This is a genomic window from Streptomyces sp. NPDC043854 (assembly GCF_056436005.1).
In genome coordinates this window covers 21,171-36,784 of record NZ_JBWKDK010000005.1, presented here as the reverse complement: position 1 = coordinate 36,784, position 15,614 = coordinate 21,171, and the positions used below count along the sequence as shown (strand labels likewise).

Here is a 15,614-nt window from a genome sequence, read left to right as displayed (position 1 = left end):
CCCATGACCACCGGCGACGCACACACGTGGGACGAAGGGCGGCTGACCGAGGACGATGTCATCGAGGCCGCCGACGGCACCGGCTACACCTCCGTGTCCTCCTACGTAGCGGGAGAGGACGGTTACGAGCCGGATGCCGACGGCGACTACGACGCCGCCTACGACGACAGCGATACGCACGACGACTACGACTCCTACGACGACGAACACGACGACCTGTGACCGCCCGTGCGATCGCCCGTGTGACCGCCCGCTCCCGGTACTGCTGACGATGCGGCCCATGACGACCCGCCCCCCTGCCCGTTGGCGATACCGCGAGACTAGGAGGCGCCGACGGGTCGGATTCCCTCCGGCGAGGGAGTTCCGGGGCCTGTTCCCGAGCCGTTTCCCCCATCACGAAGGGAGCCGCCCCGGTGGCCCGTACCCCGCACCCGCCGCCTGCCGTGCGCAGGCTGTGCCTCGTCGTGGACGTGGAGAAGTACAGCAGCCGGGCCAACCCGGCTGCCCTCGACGTGCAGGACCGGCTCCTCTGGGCGGTGTTCCAGGCCTGCCGGGTCTCGGGGGTGGACCCCGCCGGCTGTGCCCGACAGGACCAGGGCGACGGCCAACTGCTCGTCATGCCGTCCGGCATCGATGAGGGACATGCCCTCCCGGGGATCATCCGCGCGCTGCGCAGCGCACTGCACCAGCTCAACCGCAGGCCCGGTCTCGGTGGCCGGATCCGGCTGCGCGCCTCGGTGGCCCAAGGGCTGGTGCACGACGCGGCGACGGGCTTCGTCGGCGACGCCGTGGTGCACGCCTGCCGGGTCCTGGACTCGCCCCAGCTGCGCGAGGTGCTCGGCAGCCGCCAGGACAGCGACCTTGCGCTCGCCGTCACCGACGACCTCTACCGCGACGTGCTCACCCAGCAGTACGGGGAACCGTCGGCCGACCAGTTCTCGCCCCTGCTGTTCGCCGTCCCGGGGAAGGAATTCCGGGCGCGCGGCTGGGTGCACGCCCCGCGCGCCGGATCCGTACGCGGCCTCGTCCCGCCGTATCCCGGCCCCGGCCACGGCGGCGCGGCTCCCGCGGCCCACCGCACGGGCTGGTCCCGGACGGTGGCGGCCGGGGGGTTCGCGGCGGCGGGTGCGGCCCTGGCGGTGTGGGCCGTGCCGCGGACGCCAGGGGACGCGCCCGGCCTCGCCGGCGAGGCCGGCGGAACCGATGGGTACGGACAGGACCCCGCAGCCGCGGACGGGCACGACGGCTCCGAGGGGACAGGGGTCGCCCTCCTCGCGGCGGGTGCGACCGAGTCGCCCTGGGAGGAGCCCGCCGCATGGGAGCCCGCGGACGCCGACTGGGACGCAGGCGCCGGCATGCACGACGGCGACGCCGTCTGGGAGGACGACCCCAGCTGGCACGACGACCCCGACGACGCCTTGTAGGCCGAGTGATCCGGCGGCGGCCGCCGCCCCGTCCGCTCGGCCGCAACCACGGCCGGCCGTGGCCGGTCAGCCCAGGGCTGCCAGGAGTTCGATGCACGCCTGTTCGCAGGAGCGGCAGGCTTCGGCGCACAGGCGGCAGTGCTCGTGCGTATCGGCGTGGGAGGCGCATTCGTCGCCACAGGCCTTGCAGGCGACCGCGCAGGCCTTGAGCAGGGCTGCGGTGATGTTGGCGTCGTAGCCGGTGTGACGGGAGAGCACCGCGGCGGTGGCGTTGCAGATGTCGGCGCAGTCCATGTCGGTGCGGATGCACTTGGTCAGGTCGCCGACCACGCCCTCGGACAGACAGGCGTCCGCGCATGCGGTGCATGCCTGGGCACAGGCCTGGCACGCCTCGATACAGCGGGTGAGCTTGCCCTGGTCGATGCTGCCGAGGTCGGCCGGGTAGGTGGCGAGCATGTCCTTGACCGTGGTCATGACGGGTGCCTCCTTCTTCGAGAGCGGAGGCCGACTGGCGCGGGCCCTGGCCGCACACACACGTCGGCCCCGTGCTTCCAGCGTGTGACCGCCGGGCAGCGACGGCAAACACACGGCGGCGCCGGTCGCCGCGCCCACACCTGACAAGAGGGGCGCAGCCCGAGCGCGAGTGCCGGCTGCGCCATGCGGTGTCGAGAACCACCGGAACAGCCGACCACCGGGTCAGAGCACGCGTACGGGCCGGGTGGAGAAGTCCTCGTACAGGTCTTCGCCATCCGGGCCGTGGACGAACTCTGCGTGGAAAGGGTTGCGGTTGGCCGTCGCCAGGGGCAGCCATCCCAGCAGGGGGCCGTAGCCACCGCAGGCCGACTCGCCGCCGTCACCGCCGTGTACCGCGGTGACGTCGCCCGTGAGCTCCGTCCGGTACGTGTCGTAGGCGATGTGCAGGCCCAGGGCGTTCGGTGCGTGCTGCGGCCCGGTGGGGTCCTCGTAGGGGATCCGGTCGAGAGGACAGTCGTCACCCCACCGGAACAAGGTGTGCGCACCGGCTCCGCAGGCGTGCTCCCATTCGTCGGAGCTCGGCATCCGCAGGCCGCGGGCTGCGAGCGCCGCCGGCATGTCGGCGGGCGGCTCGGTCAGGTCCTCGTCCTCCACCGCCATGAGGACCGTTCGGAGGGCGACGCGCCGCAGCGGACTGAGCAGCGGCCCCAGGTAGGCCTTCAGATCCGGGCCGTACCCGAATCCCTGGGCCACGCTCTCCTGGTAGTCGGCGACCTGCTCGGGCGTCGGCTGCCAGGCATCGAGGTCGAATCCGAGCGTGACCGTGCCACCCGGTACGAGAGCGAATTCCTGTGCGCTCCACTCGATCCGGGCGCGGTGCATCCGGGCGCCGAGGTGCTCGACGGCGTCGATGGCGATCACGCGGCCTCCCGCCGAGTCGGCTGCCTGCCGGGCAACACGGCGGGCGGTCGCAAGATCGAATGACCGCCACTGGTCAAAGGTGAGGTCGGCTATGGACATGTGCCGGAGTCTTGCACCTCGGTCTGACAGTGCTGTGCCGTCACAGGCAGACGCGGGGGGAACAGGGGTCCCGGGGAGCCCAGCAGGGCCGCCGCGCCGGGAGGGGGAGGGGGAGGCCGGCGCCCCGGGGGCGGGTCGGCAAGCGTGGCCGGCGGCTCCGGCGGCTCCGACGTCGGGCGTTTTCCGTCTACCGGACCCGGAAGTTGGCCATCATGCCCATGGCCGAGTGGTCGAGCATGTGGCAGTGGTAGACGTACGTGCCCCGGTAGGTGTTGAAGGTGGCGTGCAGTTTCACCGTCTCGCCGGGGAACAGCTGGACCGTGTCCTTCAGCCCCGCCTCGGCGGGCGCGGCCGGGACGCCGTTGCGCTCCAGGACCCGGAACTGGACCAGGTGCATGTGGAAGTTGTGCGGGATCCGCTTGTTGGCGTTGGTCACCGTCCATATCTCGGAGGTGCCGAAGGCGGCCGTCTGGTCGATCCGCTCCGGGTCCCACTGGAGGCCGTCCATGAACCCGCGGGCGTCGGTGCGGCCGTCCTCGTCCATGCTGAGGACGATGTTCCGCTCGACCGCGGGCTTGGGCAGGGAGTCCACCGGCGGCAGGGTGCGCAGCACGTCCGGGATCCGGCTCGGGTCGGGCGCGGTGCGGACGACGTCGAAGCGGAGCACGTTGCCGGGCTCGGTGGTGCCCGGGCCCGGCATGTTCTGCAGGACGATCTTCGTGCCGACCGGGTAGCGGGAGAAGTCGATGACCACGTCGGCACGTTCGGCCGGGGACAGCGGGATGGTGTCGGTCGTGAACGGGCGCTCCAGCAGGCCGCCGTCGGAGCCGATCTGCACCATCTGGCCGCCGTCGGCGAGGCGCAGCTTGAGGAAGCGGAGGTTGGAGGTGTTGAGCAGGCGGAAGCGGTACTTGCGGGCGGCGACCTCCACGTACGGGCTCGGGCGGCCGTTGGCGAGCAGGGTGGTGCGGCCCCGGAAGTCGTCCATCTGGTAGACCAGCTGCCCGTTCTCGTCGAAGCGGGCGTCGCGGAGCTCGATGGGCATCTCGTACTGGCCGGAGGGCAGCGGCAGGGCGCGCTCGGTCTCGTCCGTCAGGATGTACGTGCCCGACAGGCCCCGGTAGACGTGCTCGGCCTCCATGTGGTGGGCGTGGTCGTGGAACCACAGCGTGGCGTTCGGCTGCTCGTTCGGGTACGTGTACGTGCGCGTCCTGCCCGGGGCGACGGTGTCCATCGGGCCGCCGTCGTTCTCCGGGGAGACGTTGGCGCCGTGCAGGTGCACGGAGATCGGCATGTGCAGGGTGTTGCGGTGCCGTACGGTCACCTGCCGGCCGCTGCGGGCCCGCAGCACCGGACCGGGGAAGTGGCCGTCGTAGGTCAGTACCTTGGTCTGCACCCCGGGCAGGATCTCCCGGGAGGCTTCCTTGACGGTGACGCGGTACGCGTCCACCCCGCCCTGCGTGGAGTACGGGGTGAGGACGGGGAGCTCCGGCATCTTCACCGTGAACGGCGGCGGGACGGCCGCCGGGCCCACCTCGTCGGCGGCCTGCGCGGTACCGGTCCGCAGCACGGGCAGCAGTCCGGCGCCGGTGATCAGGCCCGCGCCCGCCGTGGACAGGGCGCCGGCGAGCAGGCGTCTTCTCGTGACCATGGGTGTCCTCCTGGGAAGAATGAGGAAGCGCACTGGCGTTCGCATGCTGAACGCTGTGCCTCATGATCCGGAGGTCACGCCGGGCGACTCCCCCCTCATTTCGGAGAATGTCAGGTACCGCCTGACCTGCCGAAGGGCCCGCCGCCTCCGCTTTTCCCGACGGGCGGCGGTACCGCGCTCTCCGGTTCACCGCGCGACCTACGGCCCCTCCGCGCCCCGTACTTCACCGGTGGCGCGGACCGCTGCTTCCACCACGGCCCGGAGGCCGCCCTTCGGCGGCGGCGCCGCGCGCATCGTCGCCGGGTCGGTCAGGGGCTCGTCTGCCCGTCCGGCCCTGCCCCCCTGCCCCCTGCCCCCTGCCCCTGGGCCGTTCGAGTGGCATGGCCGTGCGCTCCGAGCCAGGGTGGTGTACGACCGTGTCCGTACCGGGCACAGGCACCGCGCGGAGGGAGACGGCAGGTGCGTTCGGCGAAGCCGGGCACGGCTGCGGGCCTGCTGGCAGCTGCCGTGCTGTGGTCCGCAGCGCCGGCCCCGGCTCAGGCCTCGGCCGGGGAGAGCGCCACCCCGGCGGCCCTCGCGTTCTGCGGAACCGACGCGGCCTCCGGGCTCGGGGTATCGGCCGACCGGGCCGACTCGTGTGCCGCCGCGCTGCAGGTCGCGGCCGCCTACACCAGGATCTGGCAGCACACCCGCGGCGCGCCCGCCGAGGTCCGCGCGGCCGGAGCCACGTGGGTCTGCCAGGAGCGGCAGGGCAACCCCAACCCGTACCAGGAATGCCTCGACACGGGCGACAGCGGCCGGCGGGTCACGCTGACGTCCTGATCGCCGGTCAACGGCGCGGCGTGAGGCGGTGCAGGGTGACGTCGCTGAGGGCGCCGTCGGAGACGGTGAGGGTCATGAAGGTGCAGAACGGCTGCCGTCTGCGGTCGGTGGGAGAGCCGGGGTTGAGCAGGCGCAGGCCGCCGGGGGCCGTGGAGTCCCAGGGGATGTGGCTGTGCCCGAACACGAGGACGTCCAGGTCGGGGAAGCGCTCTGCGCACCGTCGCTCCCGCCCCGCGGCTGCGCCGGTCTCGTGCACCACACCGAACCGCAGCCCCGCCAAGGATGCGCGGGCGACCTCGGGGAGGCGCCGGCGCAGCGGCGGGCCGTCGTTGTTGCCGTACACGCCGATCAGCCGGCGGGCCCTGGACTCCAGCAGGTCGAGGGTGGCCTCGTCGGTCCAGTCGCCGGCGTGGATGACGGCGTCGGCCTCGTCGACACCGGCCAGGAGCGCCTGCGGGAGGTTCTTCGCGCGGGCGGGGACGTGCGTGTCGGAGGTCAGCAGCAACCGCATGCCCCCACGGTAGGCCGGGGCCGGGCGGACCCCGGTCCACACGCCGCAGGTCCTCGCAAGGGCGGCGCAGGAGTCGGAGCGCCCCTCTGCGGTCCACACGCTGCACACGTCCGGGCCGTAGCGCACCGGCGGCATCCGGGGCGGGAGCTGCCCCGGGTCCCGGGCCGTGCCACAGCGCCCTGCGGACCGCCTGCGCGTCCGCGCCCCGGGGCGGGCGCGGTCGAGGAGCGGGTGTCGGTGACCGGTGCCAGGCTGAGGCGTAACGGATCTGCGAAAGGCCAGGCAATGATCACGACAGACTTCGCCCCCGGTTCACCCTGCTGGCTCGACCTCGGTACTCCCGACGTCCGTGCCGCCGCGGCCTTCTACGGCGCCGTGCTCGGATGGGAGTACGAGTCCATGGGCGAGGGGGAGGACGTCGAAGGCGGGATGCTCCGGAAGGACGGCAAGACCGTCGCCGGGCTCGGCCGGCTCACCGAGGAGGGCGCGCGCTCGGCCTGGATGATCTACTACAGCGTCGCCGACGCGGACGCCACGACCCGGGCCGTCGAGCAGGCCGGAGGGACGGTGCGGGTGCCGGTGAGGGACCTCGACGAGTGGGGCCGGATGGCGCAGTACAGCGACCCGCTGGGGGGCCAGTTCGCCGTCTGGCAACCGGGCACCAACAAGGGCGTCGACCTGGTGGACGAGCCGGGGTCGCTGTGCTGGACCGAGCTGTACACGAGCGACGCCGCGGCCGCCAAGGAGTTCTACGGCGGCGTCTTCGGCTGGCGCTACAGCGACACGGAGCTCCCGGGCGGCGGGGGGACGTACTCCCTCATCACCCCCGCCGGACTGCCCGAGGAGCGCATGCACGGCGGCCTCATGGAGATGCCCGCGGAGAACCTCGCCCTGGCGGCCGGCCGGCCGTACTGGCACCCGGTCTTCGCCGTCGCGGACTGCGACGCCGCGGTCGCTGCGGTCACCGGGAACGGCGGAAGCGTGCAGATGGGGCCGGAGGACGCCGAGGGCGTGGGACGGCTGGCCGTCTGCCTCGACCCGTTCGACGCGGACTTCGTGGTGCTGACCCCGTCTGCCCCGAGCTGAGTCCTGTGCATGAGTCCTGTATGACGGCCGGTCGGGGTCGATCGGCCGGGCAGGATCCGCCGGGGCGGACGAGCAGCAGCCGGCGGCCGTGGGGGTCCCGGAGCCGTTCGGGCGGGACGGCGGTGCCGTACAGCCGAGCGATCCGGCCGTGCGGGAGGGGGGCCGTGTCAGGCGGGGGTGCGGCGGTCGGCGGCGTCGAAGCGGGCAAGGGCCAGGGCTCCGGGGAGCAGTGCCTGCCCGAGGGCGGGGGCGGCGAGGGGGCCCTCGAGGCCGCCGAGGGCCTCGGCCAGCTCCTCCGCCGCGTCCCGGGCGATCTCGGCGGCGATCTCCTCGGGCGGTGTGCGCGGGCCCAGCTTGCTGACGGCGGCCGCCGCCCGGGCCGGGGTGAGCAGCGCAGTGGCCTGGCCGAGGAGCCAGGCGGGCACGCCGGCGGCGCCTTCGGCGGGAGCCAGGTAGGGGCGCGAGCCGTCGAAGCGTTCGTCCTCGGCGAAGGCGGGGTGCTTGAACTTGGCCACCGGGCGTGACGGTGTCGCGGTGGCGCCGGCGGCCGGCCACTCTTCGGCGGGCTTGACCACGAAGCCCTCCGCGAGGTTGTCGGGCAGTTCGGGCAGACCCAGCAGTGCCGGTACCCGGGTCGGGAACACCGGCGTGCGTTCCTGGACCCGGGCGAGGGTTCCGTGGGCGATGAGCGGGGCGCAGTGCAGGCCTGCGGCGGCTGCGGCCCGGCGCAGTGCCCGGTCGGCGGCCCAGCGGATGCCGTCGCCGGTGCGGATCGTGGCGTCGAAGGGCAGCCAGAGGAGGTTCGGGGCGTACCAGATGCCGGTCTGGACCGGCTCCGTGGCCGGCGCGGGAGCCACGTCCGGGTGCGGGTAGCGGCCGCCTGCCAGCTCCCCGTAGAGGGTGACCGGTGCCGAGGCGTCCGCGCCGTGGTGGCGGCGCAGGGCGGTGGCGCAGCGGTCCGCGGCGACGGCCAGGGCGGGCCAGATCCGTCCCACGCCGAAGAAGTCGTCGAGGCCGCTCTCGCCGAGCAGTTCGCGGCGCTTGGCCGGACGCACCCCCGCGTGGTCGCACACGACGGCGAAGTTCGCCCCGTGGACCTTCTCCAGGGCGACCCACTGCCGGGCCCGTGCCTCGGCCAGCCGGGCGCGGGAGGGGATCTTGGGGTACGGGGACCAGCGGGCCTCGGTCCCGGCCTCAGCCATGTGAACCGCCGTGCTGGTGCTGCTCGGGCAGGCGGCTGTCCGGGTGGACCCACAGCAGGACGTTGGCGGGCCGCTCGTCGCCGAAGAAGGCGAGGACGTCGCTGTCCGAGTGGCGCAGGCTGAAGTGGGTCAGGACGAAGAGGGTGTCCGGGTGCGCTTCGACCACGGGCCTGAGACGGCTCCAGACGGTGTGGCCGACCCGGTCGGCCCGCTCCAGCTCGGCGTCGTCGAGGTAGGTGCACTCGGTGATGACGACCGGGTACTCGAGGAGCCACGGATTGTCCTCGAAGACGCTGACGTGGGTGTCCCCGAGGAACGCGAACAGCGGCCTGAGCACCTCCCGTTCGACCTCGGCGCCGTCCGCGCGGAGCTGCGCCAGCGTCCGGCCGAACTCCGCGCCCCGGCCCTGTTCGGCGAGGGAGCGGCGCAGTTCCTCGTACTCGGGCAGCAGTGCCTTGCGGCGTTCGGAGAAGGCGTAGCCCACGCACGGAACCTTGTGCGCGCACTCCACCACGCGCACGTGGTGGCCGCGGCGTCCGAAGGTGAACGCGTCGCCGCCGCGAACGCCGTGCAGCCGGCAATTGGCGGCGAGGACCGGGTCGTAGGCGGTGCCGTGGTTCAGCTCGGCGGATGCCCGCAGGAAGGTCTCCACGTACGGCAGTGCCGCGGCGGGCAGGTGGATGTCGACACCGGCGGGCCTGGCGGCGAGGTAGTCCAGGTCCTTGGAATGGTCGTGGTGGGTGTGGGTGAGGAAGACGGTCTCCGGTTGGCGGCCTTCGGCGAGCCCGGCGTCGAGCGCGCAGCGCAGTTCCGGGATGTGGAAGAACGTCTTGTCGTTGGCGCGCGAGTACCCGGTGAGGGTGAGCTCGGTGCCTGGTATGCGCCAGGTCTTCCACTGGCGGAACGGGTGTCCCTGTTCCAGCCGGTCGGGGTGGGAGGGTGTCCGCGAGGGGGCCTGTGTCATCGGTGCCTCCGTCGCGCGGCCGTGATCAGGTGAGGGGCTGATGGTAGCGGGCGGCGCCCCGCGGCGGCCCGTGGTTTTCCGCGCGGAACGCCGCCCGGGCAGGGCGGACGGAGCCACGGCGTGCGCATCGTCCCGCTGAGCCCGCCGCCACCGGCACCGTCGCCTGCCCGACCGGGCGGCGGTGCCCGCCGTGCGGCGGGCGGTGTGAGTCGGCGGCGGGCTCAGTTCTGTTCGGGACCTACGGGGTAGGGGACGAAGGTGCTGCTGTTCTCGTCGACCGCCAGGGTGCGGCCGAGCGGCGGGACGGCGCGTTGGGGGCAGTCGAGGCGTTCGCAGAGCCGGCAGCCCATGCCGATGGGGATCGCGGCCGCCGCGTTGTCGAGGTCCAGGCCGTCGGAGTAGACCAGCCGGGAGGCGTGGCGGATCTCGCATCCGAGGCCGATGGCGAAGGTCTTGCCGGGCTCGCCCCAGCCGCCGCGGTGGCGGGTGACGGCCCGGGCGGTCCACAGGTGGCGCTGCCCGTCCGGCATGGAGGCGACCTGGACGTGGATGCGTCCGGGTGCGGTGAACGCCTCGTACACGTTCCACAGCGGGCAGGTGCCGCCCGCCCGGGAGAAGTGGAAGCCGGTCGCGGACTGCCGCTTGGACATGTTCCCCGCCCGGTCCACCCGTACGAAGGAGAACGGCACCCCGCGCAGCCTGGGGCGTTGCAGCGTGCTCAGGCGGTGGCAGACGGTCTCGTAGCCGAGGCCGAAGTGGTCGCTGAGCCGTTCGATGTCGTAGCGGAACTCCTCGGCGGCGGTGTGGAAGGCCCGGTACGGGAGGATGAGCGCGGCGGCGAAGTAGTTCGCGATGCCGATCCGGGCGAGCCCGTGCGCCGGGGAGCCGGGCGGGAAGTCCTCGGCGGCCAGCCGGCCCAGCTGGTCCCCGTACTCCAGCAGGGCGAGCTGGGTGGCCATGCGGAACGCCTGCTGGCCGGGCCGGAGCCGGTCGGACAGGTGGAGGACGCGCGCCCGTTCGTCGAAGTGGTGCAGCCGGTCCGAGCCGCTCGCCAGGCGGACCCCGTGGCGGTCGGCGAGCCGCTCCGAGAGCACGCGCACGACGTCCCCGGGGCGGATCCCGATCTCGCGGGCGAGGTCCTCGGCGGCGTGGTCGGTGTCGTGGAGGTAGTTCTGGCGGCGGTAGAAGAACTCGCGGATCTCCTCGTGCGGCGAGCGGGGTGCGGCTGGTCCGCCGTCCCTGCCGTCGGCCGTCTCCGCGAGCCGTTCGGCGAGGAGCTGGCTGCGCCGGCCCAGGTCCAGCAGGACCAGGGCGACGGCCGGCATGCGGGTGGCGAGTTCGGCGAGGTCGGAAGGTGAGACCCGGGCATCGGCGACTTCACCCGCGAGCGCCTCGCGCAGGTCGGCGACGAGCCGGCTGGTGTCCCGCTCGGAGAAGAAGCCGGGGTCGACCCCGAAGGTCTCGGTCAGCCTCAGCAGGACCGGCACGGTCAGGGGACGCGAGTCGTGTTCCATCTGGTTGAGGTAGCTGGGCGAGATGCCGAGGACCCGGGCGAGTTCGGCCTGGCCCATCCGGCGCTCCTCGCGCAGCCGCCGCAGCCGCGCTCCCGCGTACGTCTTGCCCACCCGTACTCCCCCGCCCCTCGGTCGGGTTTCAGGGTACGCGCGACTGCGTCGTCGCCAACCTTCGCAACCTTGGCAAAAGTGCCTCGGAAGATTCGCAGAACTTGGCAGACATCCCCTGTTGATGGCACTGCGTGCCGCTGCGAGAGTCTTCCTGCGGCCCGCCGGACCCCCGGCGGCCGAGGGGACGGTGGGAGCACGATCAAGGCCCTGACGTCGGAGATCCTGGCCGTTCCCCTCGATTGCCCTGCACGATTGCTCAGTTCTGCTCAGGCGGGACCGGCGGCCGCACCCCTCGTTCACGGCACACAGTGCCAACACGCCGTCGCCCTTGACGGAGCGTTGGCAGATCAAGCGACTCATGGAGACGGTGACGGTCATGGCAGAGGCGAACACGACCACGGCAGCGGCGAAGCAGCTGGAGGAGCGGTGGGCGACCGACCCGCGCTGGGCGGGCATCGAGCGCACCTACACGGCCGAGGAGGTCGTCCGCCTGTCGGGCAGCGTCCGCGAGGAGCACACCCTGGCCCGGCGCGGCGCCGAGCGGCTGTGGCGGCAACTCCACGAGCTGGACTACGTCCACGCCCTCGGTGCGCTGACCGGCGGCCAGGCCGTCCAGCAGGTCAGGGCCGGCCTCCAGGCGATCTACCTGTCGGGCTGGCAGGTCGCCGCGGACGCCAACCAGGCCGGCCACACCTACCCCGACCAGAGCCTCTACCCCGTCAACTCCGTGCCCCAGGTGGTCCGCAGGATCAACAACGCGCTGCTGCGGGCCGACCAGATCGCCACCGCCGAGGGCGGCACCGACACGACCGACTGGCTGGCCCCGGTCGTCGCCGACGCCGAGGCCGGCTTCGGCGGCCCGCTCAACGCCTTCGAGCTCACGAAGGCGATGATCGCGGCGGGCGCGGCCGGCATCCACTACGAGGACCAGCTGGCCTCCGAGAAGAAGTGCGGCCACCTCGGCGGCAAGGTCCTGGTGCCCACCTCCCAGCACATCCGCACCCTCAACGCGGCCCGGCTCGCCGCCGACATCGCCGACGTCCCGACCCTGGTCATCGCCCGTACCGACGCCCTCGCCGCGAACCTCCTCACCAGCGACGTCGACGAGCGCGACGCACGGTTCACCACCGGCGAGCGGACCGCCGAGGGCTTCTACCGGGTACAGAACGGCATGGCCCCGGTCATCGCCCGCGGCCTGGCCTACGCCCCGTACGCCGACCTGATCTGGGTCGAGACCGGCACTCCGGACCTCGCGCAGGCCCGCGAGTTCGCCGAGGCGATCCACGCCGAGCACCCGGACCAGATGCTGGCGTACAACTGCTCCCCGTCGTTCAACTGGAAGGCCGCCCTGGACGACGACCAGATCGCCAAGTTCCAGCGCGAACTCGGAGCCATGGGCTACAAGTTCCAGTTCATCACCCTGGCCGGCTTCCACTCCCTCAACCACGGCATGTTCGACCTCGCCCGCGGCTACGCCGAGCACGGCATGACCGCCTACGTCGACCTCCAGGAGCGGGAGTTCGCCGCCCAGGCCCACGGTTTCACCGCCGTCAGGCACCAGCGCGAGGTCGGCACCGGCTACTTCGACCTGGTCTCCACCGCCGTCAACCCGGACTCCTCCACCACCGCACTCGCCGGCTCCACCGAGGAGGAGCAGTTCCACTAGGCCGGCCCACGGATTCCGCCCCAGGGCCCGCAGCCTGCGGGAGCCGGACGACCGTCCCCGTCCGGCTCCCGCCCCGCCTCGCCCCGCTCCGCCCCGTCAGGAGACCGCATGTCCACCACCGCAACCACGCACCGGGTCCGGGTCCTCGCGGCGCCGGGCGGCCGCCACGACGAGATCCTCACGCCGGAGGCGCTCGACTTCATCGGCCGGCTCGACGCCGCCTTCGCACAGCGGCGCCAGGAGATCCTCAAGGAGCGGCGCCGCCTGACGGACCGCCTGGTCACGGGCGCGCCGCTCGACTTCCCCGTCGCCACGTCCGCGGTCCGCGCGGACCCGGACTGGCGGGTCGCCCCGCCGGCCCCCGGCCTCACCGACCGCCGGGTGGAGATCACCGGACCGCCGGACCGGCGGATGGCCGTCAACGCGCTCAACTCCGGCGCGCAGGTGTGGATGGCGGACTTCGCGGACGCCACCGCCCCCACCTGGGAGAACGTGATCGGCGGCCAGCTGAACCTGCTCGACGCCGTCGAACGGCGCATCGACTTCACCACGCCGGAGGGCAAGGAGTACCGCCTGGGGGCGCAGCCCGCGACCACCGTGGTCCGTCCCCGCGGCTGGCACCTCGCCGAGGAGCACCTCAGGGTCGAGGGCCGTGCCGTGTCCGCCTCACTGGTCGACTTCGGCCTGTACTTCTTCCACTGCGCCCAGCGGCAGATCGACGCCGGCTCCGGCCCGTACTTCTACCTCCCCAAGCTGGAGAACCGCTACGAGGCCAGGCTCTGGAACGACGTGTTCCTGCTCGCCCAGGACCTCCTCGGCATACCCCGCGGCACCATCCGCGCCACCGTCCTGATCGAGACGATCACGGCCGCGTTCGAGATGGAGGAGATCCTCTACGAGCTGCGCGAACACAGCGCGGGGCTCAACGCCGGCCGGTGGGACTACCTCTTCAGCATCATCAAGACCTTCGGCCACCGCACGGACTTCCAGCTGCCGGACCGTGCCAAGGTCACCATGACGGCGCCCTTCATGCGGGCCTACACCGAGCTGCTGGTCCGTACCTGCCACAAGCGCGGTGCCCACGCCATCGGCGGCATGGCCGCACACGTGCCGAGCAAGGACCCGGCCGCCGACGAGGCCGCCGTCGCCAAGGTGCGCCTGGACAAGGAACGCGAGGCCGAGGACGGCTTCGACGGCTCCTGGGTCGCCCACCCCGGCCTGGTGCCGGTCTGCCGGGAGGTCTTCGACGGAGTCCTGGGCGACCGCCCCCACCAGCTCGACCGCACCCGCGGCGACGTCGCCGTCGCCGCCGCCGACCTCCTCGCGGTCCGCCGCATCAGCAGCCCGCCCACGCCGGAGGGCGTCCGTGCCAATGTCGCCGTGGCCCTGCGCTATTTCGAGGCCTGGCTGCGCGGTCAGGGCGCCGTGGCCCTCTTCGGCCTGATGGAGAACGCCGCGACCGCGGAGATCGCCCGCACCCAGCTCTGGCAGTGGCTGCGCCACCGGTCCGTCGACCGCGACGCCGTACTCGCCGTCATCGGCCAGGAGTGCGCGGCGTTCGCCGCGGAACGGCCCGAGGCGCTGGTCGCGGAGGCGAGGGCCGTCCTCGAACGGACCGCCCTCGAACGGGATCTGCCGGCCTTCTTCACCCCCGGCGCCTACGGCCGCCACCTGGTCCGGCCGGAGGTGCGGTCGTGAGCGCCGCCATCAGCAGGGTCGGGGTGGTCGGCGGCGGGCAGATGGGTGCCGGCATCGCCGAGGTCTGCGCGCGTGCCGGACTGGACACCGTCGTCTGCGAAGCCGACGGCGCCGCCGCCCGCGCGGCCCGCGAGCGGGTGGCCGTCTCGCTCGAACGCGCCGTCCAGCGGGGCAAGCTCGACCGGATCTCCGCGGAGCACGCCCTCACCCGGCTCGTCTTCTCCGGCAGCCTCGACGACCTCGCCGACCGGCAGCTCGTCATCGAGGCCGTCACCGAGAACGCAGAGGTCAAGACCGGGACCTTCGCCGCCCTCGACAAGATCATCGCCGATCCGGAGGCGATCCTCGCCACCAACACCTCCTCCCTGCCCGTCATGCGCCTGGCCATGGCCACCCGCCGCGCCGACCGGGTCGTCGGACTGCACTTCTTCAACCCCGTCCCCGTCCTGCCGCTGGTGGAGGTCGTCTCCTCGCTGCACACGACCAGGGAGACCGTGGAGACGGTGGAGGCGTTCGCCCGCGACACCCTGGGCAAGACGGCGATCCGGTCGCAGGACCGGGCCGGCTTCGTCGTCAACGCCCTCCTGGTCCCCTACCTGCTTTCGGCCATTCGGATGGCGGAATCCGGCTTCGCCACCGCCGCCGACGTCGACGCCGGCATGGAGCTCGGCTGCGCCCACCCCATGGGACCGCTCAAGCTCGCCGACCTCATAGGGCTCGACACCGTCGCCGCCATTGCGGAATCCCTCTACGACGAGTTCAAGGAACCCCTTTACGCCCCGCCGCCGCTGCTGACGCGTATGGTGCAGGCGGGACTGCTGGGCCGCAAGAGCGGCCGGGGGTTCCACACCTACGACCGGGACTGATGAGGGCCCGGTGGTGCCGCCGGGCTGAGGGGCCCGGCTGCGCGTGGGGCGGGGGTGCGGCGGAGTGGTGTCCGCCCCACCCCCGTTGCGTTGCACTGCCCGGCTCCGACGCGTCTCGATTTACGGCACCCGCTACGTGCGCCCGCCGGTCAGATCCACACCCACAGGTGCTACGCGGAGTTCGGCGACATCGTCCAGGCCATCGACGACCTCGATGCGGACGTCATCAGCCTGGAGGCGGCCCGCTCGCACATGCAGGCCGCCCGTGAACTCGCCGCCCACGGCTACCCCCGTGAGGCCGGCCCCGGTGGGTGGGACATCCACTCGCCCCGTGTTCCGAGCACGGACGGGGCGGCGGCCCTGCTGCGCACGGGGCTCGAAGCCATCCCGGCGGAGCGGCTGTGGGTCGACCCGGACTGCGGTCTGAAGACCCGCGGCTGGCCCGAGAGCCGCGCCTCGCTGGAGCACCTGGTCGCGGCCGCCCGTACGGTGCGCGCGGAACTCGACGCTTCCTGACGGTCCCGGCCCGGGAGGGGGCACCCGCACGCAAAAGCGGGTTCCCGACCGCCTCGTCGGCAGCCGGGAACCCGCTTGATCCGCGGAGA

Annotated in this window: 14 protein-coding genes and 1 pseudogene; 8 read left to right on the top strand and 7 right to left on the bottom strand. The window is 72.9% G+C overall.

Annotation, left to right across the window (positions count from 1 at the left end; all coding sequences use genetic code 11):
• Positions 1-3: 3 nt before the first annotated feature.
• Positions 4-222 carry a hypothetical protein gene (locus tag AC068A_RS06585; protein WP_478581600.1) on the top strand — a complete coding sequence of 73 codons (219 nt, stop codon included), beginning with the start codon at positions 4-6 and terminating at the stop codon, positions 220-222.
• A 191-nt stretch (positions 223-413) separates the two neighbouring features.
• Positions 414-1,424: a hypothetical protein gene (locus AC068A_RS06580; RefSeq protein WP_478581597.1), complete on the top strand. Its 1,011-nt coding sequence runs from the start codon at positions 414-416 to the stop codon at positions 1,422-1,424.
• A gap of 66 nt (positions 1,425-1,490) precedes the next feature.
• Here the strand turns inward: AC068A_RS06580 and AC068A_RS06575 are convergent, their stop codons facing one another.
• The 3 genes from AC068A_RS06575 to AC068A_RS06565 form a co-directional block, all read right to left on the bottom strand.
• Positions 1,491-1,898 carry a four-helix bundle copper-binding protein gene (locus tag AC068A_RS06575; protein ID WP_478581594.1) on the bottom strand — a complete coding sequence of 136 codons (408 nt, stop codon included), beginning with the start codon at positions 1,896-1,898 and terminating at the stop codon, positions 1,491-1,493.
• Positions 1,899-2,120: 222 nt separating this feature from the next.
• Positions 2,121-2,918: a hypothetical protein gene (locus AC068A_RS06570; RefSeq protein ID WP_478581591.1), complete on the bottom strand. Its 798-nt coding sequence runs from the start codon at positions 2,916-2,918 to the stop codon at positions 2,121-2,123.
• Positions 2,919-3,105: 187 nt separating this feature from the next.
• A complete protein-coding gene (locus AC068A_RS06565; RefSeq protein ID WP_478581588.1) occupies positions 3,106-4,569 on the bottom strand; it encodes a multicopper oxidase family protein in 1,464 nt (487 codons plus the stop codon).
• Positions 4,570-5,028: 459 nt separating this feature from the next.
• Between AC068A_RS06565 and AC068A_RS06560 the strand changes: the two genes are divergently transcribed.
• Positions 5,029-5,391 carry a hypothetical protein gene (locus AC068A_RS06560; protein WP_478581585.1) on the top strand — a complete coding sequence of 121 codons (363 nt, stop codon included), beginning with the start codon at positions 5,029-5,031 and terminating at the stop codon, positions 5,389-5,391.
• Positions 5,392-5,398: 7 nt separating this feature from the next.
• Here the strand turns inward: AC068A_RS06560 and AC068A_RS06555 are convergent, their stop codons facing one another.
• Positions 5,399-5,902, bottom strand: coding sequence for a metallophosphoesterase family protein (locus tag AC068A_RS06555; RefSeq protein WP_478581582.1), 504 nt, complete (start codon positions 5,900-5,902; stop codon positions 5,399-5,401).
• Between the two features lie 285 nt (positions 5,903-6,187).
• On the opposite strand from AC068A_RS06555, the gene AC068A_RS06550 reads away from it, so the two are divergent.
• Positions 6,188-6,988, top strand: a complete 801-nt coding sequence (locus AC068A_RS06550) for a VOC family protein (RefSeq protein ID WP_478581579.1) — start codon at positions 6,188-6,190, stop codon at positions 6,986-6,988.
• Between the two features lie 167 nt (positions 6,989-7,155).
• On the opposite strand, the gene AC068A_RS06545 is transcribed toward AC068A_RS06550, so the two are convergent.
• From AC068A_RS06545 to AC068A_RS06535, 3 genes are all read right to left on the bottom strand, one after another.
• On the bottom strand, positions 7,156-8,190 hold the full coding sequence (locus AC068A_RS06545) for an RNA ligase family protein (RefSeq protein WP_478581576.1): 1,035 nt from the start codon (positions 8,188-8,190) through the stop codon (positions 7,156-7,158).
• Positions 8,183-9,154 (bottom strand): MBL fold metallo-hydrolase, encoded by a 972-nt coding sequence (locus AC068A_RS06540; protein WP_478581574.1) that lies wholly within the window; start codon positions 9,152-9,154, stop codon positions 8,183-8,185. The genes AC068A_RS06545 and AC068A_RS06540 overlap by 8 nt, the downstream gene beginning before the upstream one ends.
• A gap of 221 nt (positions 9,155-9,375) precedes the next feature.
• On the bottom strand, positions 9,376-10,779 hold the full coding sequence (locus tag AC068A_RS06535; RefSeq protein ID WP_478581571.1) for a short-chain fatty acyl-CoA regulator family protein: 1,404 nt from the start codon (positions 10,777-10,779) through the stop codon (positions 9,376-9,378).
• 376 nt (positions 10,780-11,155) lie between these two features.
• Between AC068A_RS06535 and aceA the strand changes: the two genes are divergently transcribed.
• The 4 genes and pseudogenes from aceA to AC068A_RS06515 all read left to right on the top strand — a co-directional run.
• Positions 11,156-12,445 carry an isocitrate lyase gene (gene aceA, locus AC068A_RS06530; protein ID WP_478581568.1) on the top strand — a complete coding sequence of 430 codons (1,290 nt, stop codon included), beginning with the start codon at positions 11,156-11,158 and terminating at the stop codon, positions 12,443-12,445.
• A 108-nt stretch (positions 12,446-12,553) separates the two neighbouring features.
• Positions 12,554-14,143 (top strand): malate synthase A, encoded by a 1,590-nt coding sequence (gene aceB / locus AC068A_RS06525; protein WP_478581565.1) that lies wholly within the window; start codon positions 12,554-12,556, stop codon positions 14,141-14,143.
• Complete coding sequence (locus AC068A_RS06520) at positions 14,140-15,009, top strand: 3-hydroxybutyryl-CoA dehydrogenase (protein ID WP_478581562.1); 870 nt, start codon at positions 14,140-14,142, stop codon at positions 15,007-15,009. Before aceB ends, AC068A_RS06520 begins: the two co-directional genes overlap by 4 nt.
• Positions 15,010-15,150: 141 nt before the next feature.
• Positions 15,151-15,525 (top strand): annotated as a pseudogene (locus tag AC068A_RS06515) (5-methyltetrahydropteroyltriglutamate--homocysteine S-methyltransferase); the annotation flags it as partial.
• Positions 15,526-15,614 lie beyond the last annotated feature (89 nt).

What these genes read in the sequence shown, in the direction of transcription:
- AC068A_RS06585 (WP_478581600.1), top strand. Translation starts at nt 4, where the DNA reads ATGACCACCGGCGACGCACACACGTGGGACGAAGGGCGGCTGACCGAG.
- AC068A_RS06575 (WP_478581594.1), bottom strand. Translation starts at nt 1,898, where the DNA reads ATGACCACGGTCAAGGACATGCTCGCCACCTACCCGGCCGACCTCGGC.
- AC068A_RS06570 (WP_478581591.1), bottom strand. Translation starts at nt 2,918, where the DNA reads ATGTCCATAGCCGACCTCACCTTTGACCAGTGGCGGTCATTCGATCTT.
- AC068A_RS06565 (WP_478581588.1), bottom strand. Translation starts at nt 4,569, where the DNA reads ATGGTCACGAGAAGACGCCTGCTCGCCGGCGCCCTGTCCACGGCGGGC.
- AC068A_RS06555 (WP_478581582.1), bottom strand. Translation starts at nt 5,902, where the DNA reads ATGCGGTTGCTGCTGACCTCCGACACGCACGTCCCCGCCCGCGCGAAG.
- AC068A_RS06550 (WP_478581579.1), top strand. Translation starts at nt 6,188, where the DNA reads ATGATCACGACAGACTTCGCCCCCGGTTCACCCTGCTGGCTCGACCTC.
- AC068A_RS06545 (WP_478581576.1), bottom strand. Translation starts at nt 8,190, where the DNA reads ATGGCTGAGGCCGGGACCGAGGCCCGCTGGTCCCCGTACCCCAAGATC.
- AC068A_RS06540 (WP_478581574.1), bottom strand. Translation starts at nt 9,154, where the DNA reads ATGACACAGGCCCCCTCGCGGACACCCTCCCACCCCGACCGGCTGGAA.
- aceA (WP_478581568.1), top strand. Translation starts at nt 11,156, where the DNA reads ATGGCAGAGGCGAACACGACCACGGCAGCGGCGAAGCAGCTGGAGGAG.
- aceB (WP_478581565.1), top strand. Translation starts at nt 12,554, where the DNA reads ATGTCCACCACCGCAACCACGCACCGGGTCCGGGTCCTCGCGGCGCCG.